Source organism: Nocardia fodinahabitans, from assembly GCF_052983615.1.
Genome location: NZ_JBRJJC010000001.1, coordinates 4,876,122 through 4,895,582, shown reverse-complemented (window position 1 = coordinate 4,895,582; position 19,461 = coordinate 4,876,122). Strand labels below are relative to the sequence as shown.

At 70.2% G+C, this 19,461-nt stretch carries 17 protein-coding genes; 10 read left to right on the top strand and 7 right to left on the bottom strand.

The window, feature by feature from the left end:
- The first annotated feature begins 25 nt into the window (after positions 1-25).
- From NV348_RS22670 to NV348_RS22645, 6 genes are all read left to right on the top strand, one after another.
- Positions 26-1,339, top strand: coding sequence for a nicotinate phosphoribosyltransferase (locus NV348_RS22670; protein ID WP_447148693.1), 1,314 nt, complete (start codon positions 26-28; stop codon positions 1,337-1,339).
- A 135-nt stretch (positions 1,340-1,474) separates the two neighbouring features.
- Complete coding sequence (locus tag NV348_RS22665) at positions 1,475-2,041, top strand: isochorismatase family protein (RefSeq protein ID WP_447148692.1); 567 nt, start codon at positions 1,475-1,477, stop codon at positions 2,039-2,041.
- Between the two features lie 73 nt (positions 2,042-2,114).
- Entirely contained in the window at positions 2,115-2,651 is a 537-nt protein-coding gene (locus tag NV348_RS22660) for a DMP19 family protein (RefSeq protein WP_447148691.1), read from the top strand.
- 394 nt (positions 2,652-3,045) lie between these two features.
- Positions 3,046-5,091 (top strand): ATP-dependent DNA helicase, encoded by a 2,046-nt coding sequence (locus NV348_RS22655; RefSeq protein ID WP_447148690.1) that lies wholly within the window; start codon positions 3,046-3,048, stop codon positions 5,089-5,091.
- A 92-nt stretch (positions 5,092-5,183) separates the two neighbouring features.
- Positions 5,184-5,888: a hypothetical protein gene (locus NV348_RS22650; protein ID WP_447148689.1), complete on the top strand. Its 705-nt coding sequence runs from the start codon at positions 5,184-5,186 to the stop codon at positions 5,886-5,888.
- Positions 5,889-6,036: 148 nt separating this feature from the next.
- A complete protein-coding gene (locus tag NV348_RS22645; protein WP_447148688.1) occupies positions 6,037-7,374 on the top strand; it encodes a glycosyltransferase 87 family protein in 1,338 nt (445 codons plus the stop codon).
- 3 nt (positions 7,375-7,377) lie between these two features.
- Here NV348_RS22645 and NV348_RS22640 read toward each other — a convergent pair whose 3' ends face one another.
- The 6 genes from NV348_RS22640 to NV348_RS22615 form a co-directional block, all read right to left on the bottom strand.
- On the bottom strand, positions 7,378-8,190 hold the full coding sequence (locus NV348_RS22640) for a hypothetical protein (RefSeq protein WP_447148687.1): 813 nt from the start codon (positions 8,188-8,190) through the stop codon (positions 7,378-7,380).
- Between the two features lie 212 nt (positions 8,191-8,402).
- Positions 8,403-8,750, bottom strand: coding sequence for a DoxX family protein (locus NV348_RS22635; protein WP_447148686.1), 348 nt, complete (start codon positions 8,748-8,750; stop codon positions 8,403-8,405).
- Positions 8,751-8,835: 85 nt separating this feature from the next.
- Entirely contained in the window at positions 8,836-9,249 is a 414-nt protein-coding gene (locus NV348_RS22630) for an MTB12 C-terminal domain-containing protein (RefSeq protein WP_447148685.1), read from the bottom strand.
- Positions 9,250-9,313: 64 nt separating this feature from the next.
- Positions 9,314-10,675: an NCS2 family permease gene (locus NV348_RS22625; RefSeq protein ID WP_447148684.1), complete on the bottom strand. Its 1,362-nt coding sequence runs from the start codon at positions 10,673-10,675 to the stop codon at positions 9,314-9,316.
- A 97-nt stretch (positions 10,676-10,772) separates the two neighbouring features.
- Positions 10,773-13,343, bottom strand: coding sequence for an alpha-glucan family phosphorylase (gene glgP / locus NV348_RS22620; protein WP_447148683.1), 2,571 nt, complete (start codon positions 13,341-13,343; stop codon positions 10,773-10,775).
- A 118-nt stretch (positions 13,344-13,461) separates the two neighbouring features.
- Positions 13,462-13,884, bottom strand: coding sequence for a VOC family protein (locus tag NV348_RS22615; protein ID WP_447148682.1), 423 nt, complete (start codon positions 13,882-13,884; stop codon positions 13,462-13,464).
- 78 nt (positions 13,885-13,962) lie between these two features.
- Between NV348_RS22615 and NV348_RS22610 the strand changes: the two genes are divergently transcribed.
- From NV348_RS22610 to glgB, 4 genes are all read left to right on the top strand, one after another.
- Positions 13,963-14,553: a TetR/AcrR family transcriptional regulator gene (locus tag NV348_RS22610; RefSeq protein WP_447148681.1), complete on the top strand. Its 591-nt coding sequence runs from the start codon at positions 13,963-13,965 to the stop codon at positions 14,551-14,553.
- A 59-nt stretch (positions 14,554-14,612) separates the two neighbouring features.
- Positions 14,613-14,819 carry a hypothetical protein gene (locus NV348_RS22605; protein ID WP_447148680.1) on the top strand — a complete coding sequence of 69 codons (207 nt, stop codon included), beginning with the start codon at positions 14,613-14,615 and terminating at the stop codon, positions 14,817-14,819.
- 83 nt (positions 14,820-14,902) lie between these two features.
- Complete coding sequence (locus NV348_RS22600; protein WP_447148679.1) at positions 14,903-16,906, top strand: maltotransferase domain-containing protein; 2,004 nt, start codon at positions 14,903-14,905, stop codon at positions 16,904-16,906.
- The gene (gene glgB, locus NV348_RS22595; RefSeq protein WP_447148678.1) at positions 16,903-19,059 is read left to right on the top strand and encodes a 1,4-alpha-glucan branching protein GlgB; all 2,157 of its coding nucleotides are present in this window, start codon (positions 16,903-16,905) and stop codon (positions 19,057-19,059) included. Before NV348_RS22600 ends, glgB begins: the two co-directional genes overlap by 4 nt.
- On the opposite strand, the gene NV348_RS22590 is transcribed toward glgB, so the two are convergent.
- On the bottom strand, positions 19,056-19,448 hold the full coding sequence (locus NV348_RS22590) for a nitroreductase family deazaflavin-dependent oxidoreductase (RefSeq protein WP_447148677.1): 393 nt from the start codon (positions 19,446-19,448) through the stop codon (positions 19,056-19,058). The two genes, glgB and NV348_RS22590, sit on opposite strands and share 4 nt — an antisense overlap.
- Positions 19,449-19,461: the final 13 nt, after the last annotated feature.

Sequence of the window (19,461 nt, the reverse complement as noted above, 5' to 3'; positions counted from 1 at the left end):
ACCCGCGGTGACTACAGTTTCCGATGTGCAGACCCGTGACGAGCTCGCCAGCACCGCGCTGCTGACCGATCAGTACGAGCTGACCATGCTCGCCGCCGCCCTGGCCGACGGCTCGGCGCATCGGCAGTGCACCTTCGAGGTATTCGCCAGGCGCTTGCCACACGGTCGCCGCTACGGCGTGGTGGCCGGTACCGGCAGGTTGCTCGACGCGCTGACCCAGTTCCGGTTCGGTCCCGGCGAACTCGACGTGGTCGCCCGGTTCCTGGATACGGCCACCGTCGACTGGTTGCGGGAATATCGCTTCACCGGCGATATCGACGGTTACGCCGAGGGCGAGCTGTACTTCCCCGGCTCGCCGATCCTGTCCGTGCGCGGCAGTTTCGCCGAATGTGTGCTGCTGGAGACGCTGGCCCTGTCGATCCTCAATCACGACAGCGCGATCGCCTCGGCGGCCGCGCGCATGGTGAGCGCGGCGGCGGGCCGACGGATGATCGAGATGGGCTCGCGGCGCACCCATGAACTGGCCGCGCCGTCCAGTTCCCGCGCCGCCTACCTGGCCGGATTCGACGCCACCTCCAATCTGGAAGCCGTGCGCGGCTTCGGCGTACCCGGCGCCGGCACCAGCGCGCACGCGTTCACCCTGCTGCACAGCGGCGCCGACGGCGAGCACGAGGCGGCCGCGTTCCGCAGTCAGATCGACGCACTCGGCGTCGGCACCACCCTGCTCGTCGACACCTTCGACATCACCAGGGGCGTCGCGACCGCGATCGAGGTGGCGGGCACCGAGCTGGGCGGCGTGCGGATCGACTCCGGCGACCTCGGCGTGCTGGCCAGGCAGGTCCGCGACCAGCTCGACGGGCTCGGCGCCACCGGCACCCGCATCGTGGTCTCCGGCGACCTCGACGAGTACGCGATCGCGGCCCTGCGCGCCGAACCGGTCGATGTCTACGGCGTCGGCACCTCGCTGGTCACCGGTTCCGGCGCGCCGACCGCGGGCATGGTCTACAAGCTGGTCGAAGTCGACGGCGTCCCGGTCGCCAAGCGCAGCAGTCACAAACAGTCACGCGGCGGCACCAAGAAGGCGGTGCGGCTGGCCCGCGCGACCGGCACCATCGTCGAGGAGATCGTCTACCCGGCCGACGGCGAAGCACCGGCCACCAACGGTTTCCAGGCCAGGGAGCTGCTGGTGCCGCTGGTCCGCAAGGGCACGGTGGTCGAGGGTCTCGCGACGCTGGCGCAGAGCCGGGAGCTGGTCGCGCGCGGGCTGGTCAGCCTGCCGTGGGAGGGGCTCAAGCTGTCGGCGGGCGAGCCCGCGGTGCCGACCACCTTCCTGGGCTGAGTCCGCGGCCACCGCGGCGGCGGTCGAGTGGCCGCGCCGTCCGGGGCAGCGGAGAATGATGGCGTCGGAGCTCCGCACGGCGCACGACACGACCGGCCGCGCGAGCGCGGACCGGTGGAGGAAGTGGAGGACGGCATGGCACGCGGCCTGGTGATCGTGGATGTACAGAACGACTTCTGCGAGGGCGGCGCGCTCGCCGTCGCCGGCGGCGCCGCGGTGGCGGCGGCGATCAGCGAGTTCGTGGCCGCGCACGACTACGACGCGGTGGTGGCGAGCAGGGATTACCACGTCGATCCCGGCCCGCATTTCTCCACCGAGCCCGACTACGTCGACACCTGGCCCCCACACTGCCGGGTCGGCACCCCCGGCGCGGATTTCCACCCGGCGCTGGATCTCGGCCCGGTCCACGAGGTCTTCTCCAAGGGCGAGTACTCCGCCGCGTACTCCGGCTTCGAAGGCTCGGCCGCCGACGGCAGCACCCTGGCCGACTGGCTGCGTGCCCGTGACATCGACCATGTCGACGTCGTCGGTATCGCCACCGACCACTGCGTGCGCGCCACCGCGCTCGATGCCCGCGCCGCGGGTTTCGGCGCCCGCGTCCTGCTCGGCCTCACCGCGGGCGTCGCCCCGGCGACGGTCACCGCCGCGCTCACCACCCTGTGCGAAGCGGGCGTCGAGCTGTCGGGCGAGCTACCCGCCTGACCGGCCATCCCCCGGAGCGGACGACCGCATGACCACCCGCGGCGCGCGGGTGGGACGCGGCTAGCCTGCACGCATGGACTACCGATTCCCGGCGCAGGCCCGCGACCGCCTGCGGGCGGCGCTGGCCGATCTCGACAGCATCCACGACGCCGCCGACATCGTCTTCTGGTCCAACCCCGTCACCGACGAGTTGCAGCGCCGCGGCGTCGGCGCCTTCGCCGAACTCCCGCCCGCCTTCGCCCACCTGCTGGCCCTGTCGAGCCTGCACACCGTCGTCCTGGACACCGGCTTCAGCGGCTACCTGCGCACCCGTCGCGGCGAACTCCCCTGGGCCACCCGCGGTTTGCGCGCCGCGGGCATGCCACGCCTGGCCGCCGCCGCCATCCTGGCCGCCCGCGACGCCTCCCCCAGCTCCCCCGACGACGCCCTCGACCGCTTCTTCGACGACGAACACCAGACCCTCGCCAACCCCGGCCAGATCCGCCGCCCCGACGGCGCCCGCGCCGACGACCCCGACGAGATCTACGACATCAACGAACCCGCCGACTTCGAACAGCGCATCCTCGACTACATCAGAGACCACCTCGACGACTTCGTCCGCGAGCCCTGACCCGACCACCCAACCCGACCACGCCACACGACCCGACCTCGAGGAGGGTCCGCCGCGCAGCGGCGGGTCGCGGCCGTCCCGTCGATCAGGTGCCGTTGCGCAAGCGACGAAGGAGCAAGCAACGGCACCTGATCGACGGGACCCAAAGGGCCGCGACCTCGAGCGCGCCAGCGCTCCAACAACCCAGGAGGGTCCGCCGCGCAGCGGCGGGTCGCGGCCGTCCCGTCGATCAGGTGCCGTTGCGCAAGCGACGAAGGAGCAAGCAACGGCACCTGATCGACGGGACCAAGGGGCCGCGACCACGAGCGCACCAGCGCTCCAAAAACCCTGGCCGCGACCACGAGCGCGCCAGCGCTCCAAGAATTCTGTCCGAGGGGACGGATAAGCTGCCTGCGTGCCCGAACTTCCTCCCGTCGCCGACCTGCTCGCCACCGCCGTGCATGCCCTGGGCGGCAAGGAACGCACCGGCCAGACCACCATGGCCACGGCGGTCGACCACGCGATCGACACCAAGGAGCACCTGGCGGTGCAGGCGGGCACCGGCACCGGCAAGTCGCTGGCCTATCTGGTGCCGAGCCTGCGGCACGCGGTGCGGACCGGGCGCACGGTGGTGGTCTCCACCGCGACGATCGCGCTGCAGCGTCAGCTGGTCGACCGCGATCTGCCGCGGCTGGCCGACGCGCTCACCAAGCCGCTGGGCCGGGTGCCGCAGTTCGCGATCCTCAAGGGCCGCAACAACTATCTGTGCCTGAACAAGATCAACAGCGTGATCCCGGAGGACACCGGCGGCGAGGCCGAGCTGTTCGACGCGTTCGCCATCTCCAAGCTGGGCCGCGAAGTGCAGCGGCTCAACGAGTGGGCCTCCGACACCGAGACCGGTGACCGCGACGAGATCGCGCCCGGCGTGAGCGACCGGGCCTGGCGCCAGGTCAGCGTGTCCTCGCGCGAGTGTCTCGGCAAGACCCGCTGCCAGTTCGGCCAGGACTGCTTCGCCGAGAAGGCGCGCGCCACGTCGGCCCAGGCCGACGTGGTGGTGACCAACCACGCCCTGCTGGCCATCGACGCGATCAGTGGCATCCAGGTGCTGCCCGAACACGATGTCGTGGTGATCGACGAGGCGCACGAGCTGGTCGACCGGGTCACCGGCGTCGCCACCGCCGAACTCGCCGCGACCGCGATCAGCGCCGCGGCCCGCCGCTGCACCAAGCTCATCGACGAACGCGAGGTCGACCGGCTCGACGGTGCCGCCGAGGCGTTCCACGAGGCGCTCGAGGACCTGGCGCCCGGCCGCTGGGATCAGCTGCCCGACGGCATCGCCCCGGTCCTCGCCCTGGTCCGCGACGCGGCCTGGAACGCGCGCACCGCGCTCGCCCCGCAGGGCAGTGTGAAGGCCACCGACGATCCCGACAACGCCGCCGCCCGCACGATGGCCGTCGCCGCGATCGACGACGTGCACGACGCGGCGGTGCGCACCCTCACCGCGTTCGAGGAGGCCGATCCGGCCGCGCGCCGCGACGTCATCTGGCTTTCGGCCGACGAGATCCGCGGCGTCGCGCGCCGCACCCTGCGGATGGCGCCGCTGTCGGTGGGCGGGCTGCTGCGCAGCAGGCTGTTCGGCACCGCGACCGTCGTGCTCACCTCGGCAACCCTGCAGATCGGCGGCTCGTTCGACGGGCTCGCGATCACCTGGGGTCTGCCCTCGCAGTCCGGCGGCAAGGTCGACCCGGCGCTGGCCAACGGTGCCACCGCGCCCGCCGATCTGGAGTCGGTGCGCTGGAGTTCCCTCGACGTCGGTTCGCCGTTCGACCACGCCAAGTCCGGCATTCTCTATGTCGCCAAGCACCTGCCCGCGCCGGGCCGCGACGGCCTCGCACCCGCCTATCTCGACGAGATCGAGCAGCTCATCACCTCGGCCGGCGGGCGCACGCTCGGCCTGTTCTCCTCGATGCGCGCCGCCAAGGCCGCCACCGAGGCACTGCGCGAGCGGCTCGACACCCCGGTGCTGTGCCAGGGCGACGACTCGATGGGCGCGCTGGTGCGCAAGTTCGCCGACGACCCGGCGACCTCGCTGTTCGGCACGCTCACCCTGTGGCAGGGCGTCGATGTGCCCGGCCCGTCGCTGAGTCTGGTGATCCTCGACCGCATTCCGTTCCCCCGCCCCGACGACCCGCTGCTCACCGCCCGCCAGCGCGCGGTGGAATCGCGCGGGGGCAACGGCTTCATGACGGTGGCGGCCAATCACGCCGCGCTGCTGCTGGCCCAGGGCACCGGCAGGCTGCTGCGCAGCGTCGACGATCGTGGCGTCGTCGCCATCCTCGATTCGCGGCTGGCCACCGCCCGATACGGCGGCTACCTGCGCGCTTCGCTGCCGCCGTACTGGGAGACCACCGACCCCGAGGTGGTCGCGAAGGCACTGCGCAGGCTCACCGCCTCCGCCTGAGCTGAGGGACTTCTGCACCGAGCCCTGCAATCGGCATGACCACACCCGTGAATTCAGCACCGGGCGAACGCAACTCGTGAGAATGTTGGGTGATGAAGCACCACGCCGATGGCGAGGTACTCGGCGAATTTCTGGTCAGTGCACGATCTTTGGCCGAGTACCGCGCGATGTTTCACCTGTCCGACGACGATCTCACCGGGCGCAGAGTGCTCGATTGCCCCGGTGGCGCAGCGAGTTTCGCGGCCGAGGCCACCGCCCTGGGCGCCGCGGTCACCGCGATCGATCCGATCTACGCCCGCCCGACCACCGACCTGGCCGTCGACGCCGTCACCGAGAACGACCGCGCCGTGGCCTGGGCCGCCGCCAATGCCCACCGCTACCGCTGGGACTGGTACGGCTCCCCCGACGGCCATGCCGCCATCCGGCGCGGCGCGGCCCGGCGCTTCGCCGCCGATCTGCGTACCGCGCCCGACCGCTACATCGCCGCGAGCTTGCCCGAACTCCCGTTCCCCGACAAGTCCTTCGACCTGTCGCTGAGCTCGCACCTGCTGTTCAGCTATGCCGACCGCCTCGACGCCGAGTTCCATCTGTCCGCCCTGCTCGAACTGTCCCGCGTCACCGAGGGTGAGGCCCGGCTCTACCCCCTGCTCGACTACACCGGCGCACCACTGGACGACCTCATCGCCCACCTCCGGACCGAACTGCACGACAAGGGTGTGCCCACCGCACTGCGCAAGACCCGCTACGAGTTCCATCACGGCGCCGACACCATGCTGGTCCTGCAACCGACCGCGTGAACGGCGATGCCGAGTTCGGTTCGCCGCCATACCGACCGGCTTGATAGGGATCACCTACCAACGGCGGGCCGCAACGCGCCGTGCCGGTGGGCGGGCGGTAGGTTCTTAGTCGTGCATACGATGCGAGCCGGCCGGTAGTACGGCCGTGGTGGAGAAATCTCGACGCGCGGAGCTCCCGCGCACGGTCTCGACGCTCCTCCTGCTACTCGGTACCGCCGTCCTCGGCGTGACGCTGCTGTTCACCACCATGGATCCGTGGATGGACAGCGGCGGCATCCTCGTCGGCGGCCTGGACGTCCACATCTACCGCGACGGCGGCTGGCGGGTGCTGCACGATCGGGCGCTCTACCTCGAGCCGACGCACTACGGACTCCTCTACACCTACACGCCGTTCTCGGCGCTGGCGTTCCTACCGCTGGTGCTGGTGCCGTGGTCGGCCGTCACCACGACCTGGCTCGTACTGAACCTGGCGGTGCTGTTCGGCTGCGTGCTGCGGAGCTGGCGGATGCTCGGCTACCGGGTGACGCCGCGCCTGGCCGTCGTCAGCGCGCTGATCATGATGGCGTTCGTCTTCGCCGAGCCCGTCCGCACCACGCTGTACTACGGCCAGATCAATCTGTGGCTGATGCTGCTCGTGCTGTGGGACTTCTCCCGCGCCGAGCACAGCAAGCTGCGCGGCCTCGGCGTGGGCATCGCCGCGGGCATCAAGCTGACCCCGCTGTACTTCGTGGCCCAGTATCTGGCCCAACGACAGTGGCGCGCCGCCGCCACGGCCGCGCTCACCTTCGCCGCCACGATCGGCCTGACCGCCCTGGTCCTGCCCAGCGATTCGGTGCAGTACTGGACCTCGACGTTCTTCCAGTCCGGCCGCATCGCCCCCGATGTCCACCCCGCCAACCAGTCGCTGCGCGGCGCCATCGCCCATCTCGTCCACGGCCCCGCCCCGGTCTGGTTGTGGCTGCTGATCGCCGTCCCGATCGCGCTGGCGGCCCTGTGGCTCGCGGCCGAGCTGGTGCGCCGCGACGAACCGCTGCTGTCGGTGACCCTCGGCGGTCTCACCGCCTGCGCGGTGTCGCCGTATTCGTGGGGGCACCACTGGGTCTGGTTCGTGCCGCTGACGGTCTACCTGATCCATCGCGCCCAGACCCGCGGCCGCTGGTGGCTCGCCGCGGGCGCGCTCTACCTCGCCATCGCCGCGTGGACCTACACCTACACTCCCACCTGGGTCAGTGTCGGCACCTTCCTGCTGCCGCCGTGGTGGCCGGGCGCCCAGGTGATGATGAATATCTACGTGGTCGTCTACCTGATCGTGCTGATCGGCGTCTTCCGCCTGGTCCGCTCGACCCCACCGCGCCCACGGCCCGAGCCGATCGCACCGACCATCATCAATCCCCCTGCCGCGGAAGAACTCTCCCACGCCATCCGGCCGGCACGCGTCGCCGGCGGGACACACCCCGACGACGACCGCCCGGCCATGGTGGACTGAGTTCTACCCGCAGGCCCAGTCGAAGACGCCTGACTCCAGATCGAGTTGGGCGTTTCCGCCGCCGAAGTTCATGCCGGAGATCTCCTCGATCTCCAGGTAGTACGGGGTCAGCCCCTCGGGCAGTGCCTGGACGGGGAAGGCGGTGCCGCCGAGGTGGGAACGGCCGAACAGGGGCTCGGCCCAGGGGTTCCAGCCGGAGTCCTCGGTGAGCGGGTCCTGGTAGCGCGAGTTCGGGACGTACTCGACCGGCGGGATGCCGATATTGGGGTCGGCGACACGCTCGGCCAGCCAGACGCCGGTGGTGGGGTGCACGTCGTCCCAGGCGTTGCAGCCCTCGTCGCTCGCGACCGGCGAGCCGGGCAGGCGCACGTCGGCGGGCGGGGCGACCGGGCCCGCGGCGAATTCCGCTTCGGTCAGCCAGATCAGGGCGAAGACGCCGCCGATCTCGTCGTGCAGAATCTGCAGCTGGGGGTGCAGCCGGGTGGAGACCAGCTCCCGGGCGACGGGATCGTCGGCGGACGCGTCGGCCTCGATCGGGTTGGTCGCGTCGGCGAACTGCCCCTCCCCCTGGAAGAAGGCGATTGCCGGGAACTGCGGTCCACGACGCTGATAGTCGACGGGCAGGCGCAGGGTGAGCGCGTGCATCATCGGCAGCCCGGTGACCGGCCCGCGCGGCCAGCTCGCCGGATCGATCGCGGGCCCGTCGCTGCCGATCCACCCCGAGCGCACCGGCGCGTCGAGTGTCAGCGGTTCACCGCCGGGCGTCTCCGCCAGTTTGTCCGCGGAATCCCCGAAACCCAGGTCGTATGCCTTCATCGCAGCTCTCCTCTTCGATGCGCGGACCATGCGTGGCGCCGCGTCGACAAGCGCCGCCGCCGAGGGTAATCGCTACCGGCGACAGGCGCGGGCACTGCGTCGAACCACGGGCATACGGCCGATGACGAAACGCTGCGCGCCCAGCAACGAAAGCGGCGGCGCGGCAACCGGATACCGGTCACCGCGCCGCCGCGGACGACGTTGTGCCCGGCTCAGAGCGCGGCCTTCAGGATCAGGGTCAGCACCGCGGCGACCACGGCGATCGCCACGGCCGCGCCGCCCCAGACGACACCCTGGCGAGCCCACGGGCGCCCGGCGTCGAGCGAGAAGCGCCCCGGGCCGGTGAAGGCCAGACCGGCGGCGGCGATCGCGAAGACCAGCGGCGTCGAGTAGCCGGTCACCGACGGGTCGGCCGGGAAGAGACCGCCAGCCCACAGCACATTGATCGCGTTGATCATCGTGCCGAGCACGATGGCGGCGGCCAGCGGCGTGCACAGACCGAAGACCAGCAGCAGGCCGCCGACCAGCTCACTGAGCCCGGCGAGCGTCCCGAAGAGCACGCCGGGGTCGGCACTTCCGTGACCCTGCTCACACGAAAAGCAGAAAGGCCGCCCCGAAGGGCGGCCTCTGCGCGAAAGACTCAGTTCACCACGCCATGGTCGCGTAGCCGACCAGGGCACTCTCCGACTCCTGCGACAGCTTCCAGGTGCCGTCGATGTCCTTCCAGGTCACCGGGATCGGGTAGGTGTAGTCACCGAGGCGGCTGTTCAGGGTCGCCGAGAGGGTGTCGCCGTCGACGGTGATCGGGCCCGAGACGTCCCAGCTGTAGCCCGGGATCCGGTTGACGGTGTCGCGGACGACGGCGAGGCTGCCGGCGTTGCCCGACTCGAGCTCGGCCGAGGAGCCGTTCATGGCCGCCTGCAGCTTGCCCTGCAGTTCACCGGCCGACGGGGTCGCCGGGGCGGCGATCGCGGCGGGAGCGGTGGCGACGACAGCCGCGGTGACCGGCGCGAAGATGGTGGCAACCGCCATCGACGCGGCAACGAGCGAGCGCTTCATAGGTAACTCTCCTTCAAGCTTGGCTAGGCTAGCCTAAGTATAGGCATACCTATGGTGAGTTCACCTACTCGACGAGGAAGAAGAAGTACCCGAGGAACAACACCATCAAAGCCCACATGGCCGGATGAACTTCCTTGATCCGGCCCCTGGCGACCATCACGACCGGGTAGAAGATCATGCCCATCGCCAGTCCGTTGGCGATCGAATAGGTCAGCGGCATCATGATCACGGTGAGGAAGGCCGGCACCGAGTATTCGAGGTGCTGCCAGTCGATATCGCCCAGCGACCGCGCCATCAGCACGCCGACGACGATCAGCGCGGGGGCGGTGACCTCGGCCGACCCGGCGATCACCGAGAAGATCGGATAGCAGAACATCGCGATCACGAACCAGCCCGCCGTGGTCACCGCGGTGACACCGGTCCGGCCGCCCGCCGAGACACCGGCCGTCGATTCCACATAGGCGGTCGTGGTGGAGGTACCGATGATCGCGCCGGCCGTGGTGCCGACGGAATCGGCCGCCATCGCACTGCGCGCACGCGGCAGCGTGCCGTCCTTGTTCAGCAGACCCGCCTGGTTGGCGACGCCGATGAGCGTGCCCGAGGCGTCGAAGAAGTCGACGAACAGCATGGTGAGGACCACGACGATCATCTGGCCGGTGAACGCGTCGGGCAGATGGATGATCGCCTGACCGAAGGTCTCGTCCAGGCCCTTGGGCATCTCGGCGATGCCGTCCGGAACGGCGACCAGCCCGGTCACCATGCCGAGGACGGTGGTCGCGACGATGCCGTAGAGCACCGCGCCGTGCCAGCCGATCACCAGGAAGACCACCGTCACGACCAGGCCGAACAGCGCCAGCAGCGTGGTGCCCTCGGTGAAGTCACCGAGCGTGACCAGCGTCGCGTCGCTGTTGACCACGATGCCCGCGTTCTTCAGCCCGAGGAACGCGACGAACAGGCCGATACCCGCGCCCACCGCGAACTTCATCTGCAGCGGGATGGCGTTGAGGATCCGTTCCCGGACCTTGGTGATCGCGAGGACGAAGAAGATGATGCCCGACAGCAGGGTGCCCGACAGCGCGACCTGCCACGGAATGCCCATGCTCAGCACGACCGTATAGGCGAAGAACGCGTTGAGCCCCATGCCGGGCGCGAGCGCGATCGGGTACCGCGCCCAGATGCCCATGACCAGGGTGCCGAAGATCGCGGCCACCGCCGTCGCGGTGAACACCGCCTGCATCGGGATGCCCTTGTCGCCCAGGGCGCCCTCGTCACCGAGGATCGACGGATTCACCGCCAGCACATAGGACATCGCCAGGAACGTGATCGTGCCCGCCATCGCCTCGCGCCGGAAGGTGGACCCGCTCGACGTGACACCGAAGTATCCGTCGAGGCGCCCTTGGGCGCGGGTTAGGACATCGCTGGCCATGACACTCCAGTCCGAATTTCAAAGAAGAAGGATGCCCAGGAACGGTAGCGGAAAGTTCACTGAATCGAAGAACCCGCCATCCGTGTCACGACGCAGGTCACGCCCCCGCGACGGCCACCAGCCCCAGCTCGGCATCCGACGCCAGTAGCGCGTTGTGGGGCAGCACACGCACGGTATAGCCGACCGCGCCCGACAGCGGCACCGGCGACTGCACCGCGTACAGCTCGACGCCCTCGTCGGTGCCGGTGTGGGTCATCTCGACGGTGGTGGTGTCGGACAGGTCGTCGGCCGGCGAGACCCGGCCGAGCACCGCCTGCACCACGACGTCCGACGGCGCGAGCCCGCCGAGTTCGATGCGCGCCTCCAGGGACAACTTCGCGCCGATCACCGGGGTATCGGGCAGGCCGGAGCTGTCGACCTGTGCCACCCGCACCGACGGCCAGGCCGCGTCGACCCGCTTGCGGTATTCGGCGACCTGCGCCGCGCCGGCGAACCCGTCGGCGGCGGCCCGGCCGAACGCCGCGGCCGCCGGACCGTAGTACTGCTCGGCGTAGTCGCGCACCATGCGCGAGGCCAGCACCTTCGGACTGGTGGTCTGCAGGGTGTGGCGCACCATCTCGGTCCAGCGCACCGGCACGCCTGCGGCGTCACGGTCGTAGAAGCGGGGCGCGACCGTGCGCTCGACGAGCTCGTAGAGCGCCGAGGCCTCGAGGTCGTCGCGGCGGTGCTCGTCGCGCACGCCGTCGGCGGTGGGAATCGCCCAGCCGTTCTCGCCGTCGAACATCTCGTCCCACCAGCCGTCGCGGATGGACAGGTTGAGGCCGCCGTTGAGCGCGGACTTCATGCCGGAGGTGCCGCACGCCTCGAGCGGGCGCAGCGGATTGTTCAGCCACACATCGCAACCCCAGTAGAGGTAACGGGCCATCGACATGTCGTAGTCGGGCAGGAAGACGATGCGGTGACGCACCGCCGGATCGTCGGCGAACCGCACGACCTGCTGGATCAGCGCCTTGCCGCCGTCGTCGGCGGGATGGCTCTTGCCCGCGACCACCAGCTGCACCGGCCGCTCGGGGTCGAGCAGCAGCGCGCGCAGCCGGTCGGGGTCGCGCAGCATCAGCGTCAGGCGCTTGTAGGTGGGCACGCGACGCGCGAAGCCGACGGTGAGCACCGAGGGGTCGAAGACCTCGTCGATCCAGCCCAGTTCCGCGTCGGCCGCGCCCCGCTGATGCCAGGAATCGCGCAGCCTGCGGCGCACCTCGTCGATCAGCACGCCGCGCAAGGTGTTTCGCGTCGACCACAGCTGTCCGAGATCGACATCGCTGAGCTTCGCCCAGCCGCGCGCCTCCTCGACCAGCTCCGGGCCGACCAGCTCGCGCGCCTTGTCGAGCCATTCCCTGGCCGCCCAGGTCGGCGCGTGCACACCGTTGGTGACCGAACCGATCGGCACCTCGGCCGCGTCGAAGCCCGGCCACAGCCCGGCGAACATATCCCGGCTGACCTCGCCGTGCAGCTTCGAGACGCCGTTGGCGCGCTGGGCCATCCGCAGACCCATGTGCGCCATATTGAACACGGAGGGATCGGACTCCCGGCCGAAGGCCAGGATCCGGTCGACGGAAAGCCCCGGCAGCAGCGCGGATTCGGATTCACCGTGCGCGCCACCGAAGTAGCGGCGCACCAGCGGCATCGGGAACCGGTCGATCCCGGCGGGCACCGGGGTGTGCGTGGTGAACACGGTGCCGGCCCGGACCGCGGCCAGCGCGGTGTCGAAATCCAGTCCGCCCGCGATGAATTCACGGATCCGCTCCACCCCGAGGAAGCCCGCGTGGCCCTCGTTCATGTGGAACACGTCGGGATCGGGCAGCCCGTTGGCACGGGTATAGGCGCGCACCGCGCGGACCCCACCGATGCCGGCCAGGATCTCCTGCTTGATCCGGTGATCCTGATCGCCACCGTAGAGCCGGTCGGTGACCGCGCGCAGCTCCGGATCGTTGTCGGCGATATCGGAATCGAGTAGCAACAGCGGAATCCGGCCCACCTGGGCGATCCACACCCGCGCCCGCAGCACCCGGCCCTCCGGCATACCGACATGGATCAGCACCGGTGAACCGTCGCTGGTGAGCAGGCGCAACGGCAGACCCTGCGGATCCAGCGCCGGGTAATGCTCCATCTGCCAGCCGTCGGCCGACAGCGACTGCCGGAAGTACCCGGAGCGGTACAGCAGCCCCACGCCGATCAGCGGCAGACCCAGATCGGAGGCGGCCTTGAGATGGTCACCGGCCAGGATGCCCAGACCACCCGAGTAGTTCGGCAGCACCTCGGTGACACCGAACTCCATCGAGAAATACGCGATCCCCGCGACATTCGTCCCGGTCTGCTGCTGGAACCAGCGCGGCCGGGCCAGATAGTCGCGCAGCCCCTCGGCGGCCGCGTCCACCCGGGCGCCATACGCGGGATCGGCGGCGAGCGCGTCGAGACGCTCGGCGGGCACCTCCCCCAGCATCCGGACCGGATCTTGGCCGACCACGCGCCACAGCTCCGGGTCGAGTTCGGCGAACAGATCCTGCGTCGGGCCGTGCCACGACCACCGCAGGTTCGTCGACAACTCGCCCAGCGCGGTGAGCCGCTCCGGCAGATGGGCACGGACAGTGAACCGACGAAGTGCCTTCACCCGCCAAACAGTACCGCTGTTCCGCCGCTCCGCGAATTTTTGCGGCGGGAGGTAGGCGGGGAGTTACCCCTGTTCTCACCTGATCAGCCGGTTGCGATGGACGCCACGTCGGCCGGATCTACTGGCTGAATTGGGCGGCGAATTCGGGGGTGGGCGGGACCTCGGTGATGACGTCGACGAGGACGCCGGAGGGGTCGGCGAGGATGAAGTGACGCTGGCCGAAGTCTTCGGTGCGGAGGGACAGTTCGGGGTGCAGGCCGCCGGATTCGACCAGGCGGTGCCATTCGGCGTCGACGTCGTCGACCTCGAAGTTCAGGACCAGGCCCTGGATCGGCTTGCCGAAGCCCGCGGGGATGGTCGGGTGGGTGGGGTCGAGGAGGGCCAGTTCGTAGGCGGGCTCGTTGTCGCGGGCGGGGCGGCGGAGGCTGACGTACCAGTCGGCCTCGAAGGTGATCTCGAAGCCGAACCAGCGCGTGTAGAAGTCGCGGGAGTCCGCGATCCGGGGTGTGGCGAGAACCGGGTAGAAGCTGCTCAGTGCCATGACTTTCCTTTCACATACCGATGGTATGTGTCGTAGGCTAGTTCACATACCAACGGTAGGTCAATGGGAGGACGGCGGATGACATCCACGGCGCGAACGCTGCAACGCGAGGAGACGCGGCGGGTGCTGGTGGCGCAGAGCAGGCGCCTGTTCGCCGCGAAAGGCTATGCGGCCGTTGGCTTGTCGGAGATCGTGACGGCGTCCGGGGTCACCAAGGGCGCGTTGTACCACCACTTCGACAGCAAGGCCGAGCTGTTCCGGGCGGTGCTCACCCAGGTGCAGCAGGAGGTCGGCGAGCAGGTCGCGGCCGCCGCGGACGCCGAGCCCGATCCCTGGGGCCAGCTGACCACCGGATGCGCCGCGTTCCTCCGGGCCAGCGCCGATCCCCTGGTCCAGCGGATCATGTTGATCGACGGCCCGGCCGTCCTCGGCTGGCACGAATGGCGCGCCCTGGACGAGGCCAATTCCGCCCGGCACCTGCACGAAGCGCTGGAATCGCTGGTCGACGCCGGCATCCTGGCGCCCCAGCCCATCGCTCCCCTCACCCAACTGCTCTCCGGCGCGATGAACGAGGCCGCCCTCTGGCTCGCCACCACCCCCGACCCCGGCGCGCTCCCCGACACCATCACCGCGCTGGACAAGCTCCTCGCGGGACTACGCACCACCTGACCCACCGACCGCCACAAAACCACTGGCTGCCACCGCCTACCCCGTGCCACCATGCGGCGATGCCGCACTGGGTCGACGTCCTGCCCGAATTCCTGGTCGCCTCGCTGATCCTGGCCGCGCTGCCGGGCCGGTGCGTCGCGGTCGTGCTGGCCGCCGACCGGGCGGGTGCCTGGCTGCGCCGCGCCGCCATTCGCCAACGCGTGGAGCGGACCCTCGCCGCGATCTTGGTCGCACTGGGCCTCGGCCTGGCCGCGGACGCCCGCTGAAGGCGGCGGGCCCGCGTTCCCGGCTGATCAGTGGGGCTGCGGCGCTCAGCGCCCGGTCGGCGGAAATGCAGTAGGTTTGTGCGGTGACCGGCCGGATTGCCATAGATGACATCGCCCCGTCCATCCCCGGCGGCCGCCCGGCCAAGGCCGCCGTCGGCGAGGTGTTTCCCGTCCGCGCCGTCGTGTGGCGCGAGGGGCACGACGCCGTGGCGGCGACGCTGGCGGTGCGCGCGCCCGGCTCGTCGCGGATCACCCGCCTGCGGATGACACCCGATTACGAGCCCGATGTCTTCAACGGCCTGTTCACCCCGCACACCCCCGGCGTGTGGACCTTCCGCATCGAGGGCTGGAGCGATCCGATCGCGACCTGGCGGTCGGCCGTCGAGGCCAAGCTCGCGGTCGGCCAGACCGCGCTCGACCTGGCCAACGATCTCGAGATCGGCGCCACCCTGTTCGAGCGGGCCGCCCAGGCGGTGCCCAAGAAGCAGTTCGAACGGCTGCGCGCCGCCGCCGCCGCCCTGCGCAGCGACGAGCAGCTGCCTGCCCGGGTCGCCCCGGCGTTCAGCGAGGAGGTCGCCGAGATCCTGCGCGCGACCCCACTGCGCGAGATGGTCACCCGCGGCGCCCAGCATTCGGTGCTGGTCGAGCGCAGGCGCGCGCTGGTCGGCTCGTGGTACGAGTTCTTCCCGCGCTCCACCGGCGGCCGCGATGCCGACGGCAATCCCGTGCACGGCACCTTCGCGACCGCCGCCCGCGAACTCCCCCGCATCGCGGGGATGGGCTTCGACGTGGTCTACCTGCCGCCGATCCACCCGGTCGGCGAGATCAATCGCAAGGGCCGCAACAACGCGCTCACCACCGAACCGGGTGACGTCGGCTCGCCGTGGGCCATCGGCTCGGCCGACGGCGGTCACGACGCCACCAACCCACTGCTCGGCACCGAGGCCGATTTCGTCGACTTCGTCGCCACCGCAACCGATCTCGGCCTCGAGGTCGCCATCGACCTGGCCCTGCAATGCGCCCCCGACCACCCGTGGGTGCGGACGCACCCGGAGTGGTTCACCACGCTGCCCGACGGCACCATCGCCTTCGCGGAGAACCCGCCGAAGAAGTACCAGGACATCTACCCGGTCAACTTCGACAACGACCCCGACGGCCTCTACGCCGAGGTGCTGCGCGTGGTCCGGCACTGGATCACCTTGGGCGTCACCATCTTCCGCGTGGACAACCCGCACACCAAGCCCGCCGATTTCTGGGAGTGGCTGATCGCGCAGGTGCGCCGCACCGACCCCGACGTGATCTTCCTGTCCGAGGCGTTCACCCGCCCGGCCCGGCTCTACGGTCTGGCACGACGCGGGTTCAGCCAGTCCTACACGTACTTCACCTGGCGTGTCTTCAAGTGGGAGCTGGCCGAATTCGGCACCGAACTCGCCGCCAAGGCCGACGAGGCCAGGCCCAATCTGTTCGTGAACACCCCCGACATCCTGCACGAGAGCCTGCAGCACGGCGGTCCCGGCATGTTCGCCCTGCGCGCCGCCCTCGCCGCGACGCTGGCGCCCACCTGGGGCGTCTACTCCGGCTACGAGCTGTTCGAGCACGAGGCCGTGCGCCCTGGCAGCGAGGAATACCTGGACTCGGAGAAGTACGAGCTGCGCCCCCGCGATTTCACCGGCGCGCTGGCCCGCGGCGAGTCCCTGGAACCGTGGCTGACCAGGCTCAACGAGATCCGCCGCGCCCACCCCGCGCTGCAGCAGTTGCGCTGCATCCACTTCCACCCGATCGACAACGACGCCCTGCTGGCCTACTCCAAGATCGATCCGGCCTCCGGTGACGCGGTGCTGGTGATCGTCAACCTGAACCCGTACGGCGCCGAGCAGGGCCACATCTCGCTGGACCTGCCCGCGATCGGCCGCGAATGGCACGACCACCCGGTGGTCTTCGACGAGGTCACCGGCGAGGAATACCACTGGGGCCAGCACAATTTCGTGCGCCTGGACCCGGCGCGGGCACCCGCCCACATCCTCGCGCTGCCCGCCGTCCCCGCCGCCGCTCGGGCCCCGCTGGCCTACCGCCGGACGTTGCGATGAAACGCCGCGACCTGATGCTGCTGGCAGCGGGCACCCACCCCGACCCGCATACCGTCCTGGGCGCGCACCCGCAGCCGGACGGCACCGCGGTGCGCGTGCTGCGCCCGCACGCCGAGTCGGTGACCGTCCTGGTCGGCGCCACCGAGCATCCGCTGAAGTCGCTGGGGCACGGCGTATTCGCCGCCGTCCTGCCGTATCCGCAGGTCGACGACTACCGCGTGCGCACCGCCTACCCCGGCGGCCAGACGGTGGTCACCGCCGACGGCTACCGTTTCCTGCCCACCGTCGGTGAGTTCGACCTGCACCTCATCGGCGAGGGCCGCCACACCCGGCTGTGGGAAGTGCTCGGCGCGCATCCGCGGCATTACACCACCCTCGACGGCGATGTCGACGGCACCTCGTTCGCGGTGTGGGCGCCGAATGCCCGCGGCGTCACCGTCTTCGGCGATTTCGACCACTGGAGCGGCAGTTCCGCGCCGATGCGCGCGCTCGGGTCGTCGGGGGTGTGGGAGGTGTTCGTGCCCGGTGTCGGGCCGGGCACACGCTACAAGTACCGGGTACACGGCGCCGACGGCCGCGTCGTCGATCACGCCGATCCGCTGGCCTTCGCGACCGAGGTCCCACCCGCGACCGCGTCCGTGGTCAGCCGCGCCGATCACGTGTGGACCGACAGCGCGTGGCTGGACCGCCGCGCGGGCGCCGACGCCATCCGCTCTCCCATGAGCGTCTACGAGGTGCACCTCGGGTCGTGGCGCCCCGGCCTCGGCTATCGCGAATTGGCGGAGCAGCTGGCCGATTACGTGCGCACGACCGGCTTCACCCACGTCGAACTGCTGCCGGTCGCCGAGCACCCGTTCGGCGGATCGTGGGGCTATCAGGTCACCTCCTACTACGCGCCCACCTCCCGCTTCGGCAGCCCCGACGACTTCCGCTACTTCGTCGACCACCTGCACAACGCCGGGATCGGCGTGCTGCTCGACTGGGTGCCCGCGCACTTCCCGCGCGACGAATGGGCGCTGGCCCGCTTCGACGGCACCCCGCTCTACGAGCACCCCGACCCCCGCCGCGGCGAGCAACTCGACTGGGGCACCTACGTTTTCGACTTCGGCCGCAACGAGGTCCGCAACTTCCTGGTGGCCAACGCCGCCTTCTGGATCGAGGAGTTCCACATCGACGGCCTGCGCGTCGACGCGGTGGCCTCCATGCTCTACCTGGACTACTCGCGGCCCGACGGCGGCTGGGAGCCGAACGTCTACGGCGGCCGGGAGAACCTGGAAGCCGTCGACTTCCTGCAGGAACTCAACGACACCGTGCATCGCGCGTATCCCGGCGTGGTCACCGTCGCCGAGGAGTCGACCACCTGGCCCGGTGTCACCCGCGGCACCGATGTCGGCGGCCTCGGTTTCACCATGAAGTGGAACATGGGCTGGATGCACGACACCCTCGGCTACCTGGGCCGCGACCCGATCCACCGGTCCTGGCACCACAACGAGATGACGTTCTCGCTGGTCTACGCGTGGAGCGAGAACTACCTGCTGCCGATCAGCCACGACGAGGTCGTGCACGGCAAGGGCACGCTGTGGACTCGGATGCCCGGCGACGACTTCGCCAAGGCGAGCGGCGTGCGCGCGCTGCTGGCCTACATGTGGGCCCACCCCGGCAAGCAGCTGCTGTTCATGGGCCAGGAGTTCGGCCAGTTCCGCGAGTGGGACAACGATCGCGGCCTGGACTGGCAGGAACTGGAAAATCCCCTGCACCAGGGCATCTCGACCATGGTCGGCGATCTCAACCGCACCTACACCGGGCATCCGGCGCTGTGGAGTCAGGACACCACGCCCGGCGGGCACTCCTGGATCGAGGCCGACGACAGCGCCGCAAACGTCTTCGCGTTCCTGCGCTGGGGTGCCGACGGCAGCGCGGTCGCCTGCGTCTTCAACTTCTCCGGATCGACCAGGGAGAACTACCGGATCGGCCTGCCGCACACCGGTATCTGGCGCGAGGTCCTCAATACCGATGCCCAGGAGTACGGCGGGTCCGGCGTCGGCAACCTCGGCGGGGTGCGGGCCGAGGACACCCCGTGGCACGGCCGTCCCGCCTCGGCCACCGTCACCATGGCCGCCAACAGCGCGGTGTGGCTGGCCGCCGAGCGCTAGTCGGCCAGATCGATCCGGATCGTCAGCAGGTCGGTCCCGACCGCGCGCACGGCGGCGCTGTTGTAGCGCGGCAGCGCGCGCAGCCGGGCGCGCGGATCGTCGTCGGGCACCAGGTGGGCGATGCCGCTGTGCCACCGCCCGCGCAGCCGCACCCGGACCCGGTTGTCGGCGAGGATGTTGCGGACATACTGCGAACGCTCGCCGAATTCGGAGACCAGCCAGAACTGGTCACCGACGCGGCGCCCGCCGATCGGCGTGGTCCGCGGCTGCCCGCTCACCCGGCCGGTCGTCTCGAGCAGCTGATGGCCGGGCAGCCGACGCACGACCACGTTGAGCGGCCGCTGGAACGCGGTCACGATCCGATGCTGAATGTCCTTCTTGGAGCCCATGTTCCGACCGTAG

What these genes read in the sequence shown, in the direction of transcription:
- NV348_RS22630 (WP_447148685.1), bottom strand. Translation starts at nt 9,249, where the DNA reads ATGAAGCGCTCGCTCGTTGCCGCGTCGATGGCGGTTGCCACCATCTTC.
- NV348_RS22650 (WP_447148689.1), top strand. Translation starts at nt 5,184, where the DNA reads ATGAAGCACCACGCCGATGGCGAGGTACTCGGCGAATTTCTGGTCAGT.
- glgB (WP_447148678.1), top strand. Translation starts at nt 16,903, where the DNA reads ATGAAACGCCGCGACCTGATGCTGCTGGCAGCGGGCACCCACCCCGAC.
- NV348_RS22640 (WP_447148687.1), bottom strand. Translation starts at nt 8,190, where the DNA reads ATGAAGGCATACGACCTGGGTTTCGGGGATTCCGCGGACAAACTGGCG.
- NV348_RS22660 (WP_447148691.1), top strand. Translation starts at nt 2,115, where the DNA reads ATGGACTACCGATTCCCGGCGCAGGCCCGCGACCGCCTGCGGGCGGCG.
- NV348_RS22605 (WP_447148680.1), top strand. Translation starts at nt 14,613, where the DNA reads ATGCCGCACTGGGTCGACGTCCTGCCCGAATTCCTGGTCGCCTCGCTG.
- NV348_RS22615 (WP_447148682.1), bottom strand. Translation starts at nt 13,884, where the DNA reads ATGGCACTGAGCAGCTTCTACCCGGTTCTCGCCACACCCCGGATCGCG.
- NV348_RS22625 (WP_447148684.1), bottom strand. Translation starts at nt 10,675, where the DNA reads ATGGCCAGCGATGTCCTAACCCGCGCCCAAGGGCGCCTCGACGGATAC.
- NV348_RS22665 (WP_447148692.1), top strand. Translation starts at nt 1,475, where the DNA reads ATGGCACGCGGCCTGGTGATCGTGGATGTACAGAACGACTTCTGCGAG.
- NV348_RS22590 (WP_447148677.1), bottom strand. Translation starts at nt 19,448, where the DNA reads ATGGGCTCCAAGAAGGACATTCAGCATCGGATCGTGACCGCGTTCCAG.
- NV348_RS22610 (WP_447148681.1), top strand. Translation starts at nt 13,963, where the DNA reads ATGACATCCACGGCGCGAACGCTGCAACGCGAGGAGACGCGGCGGGTG.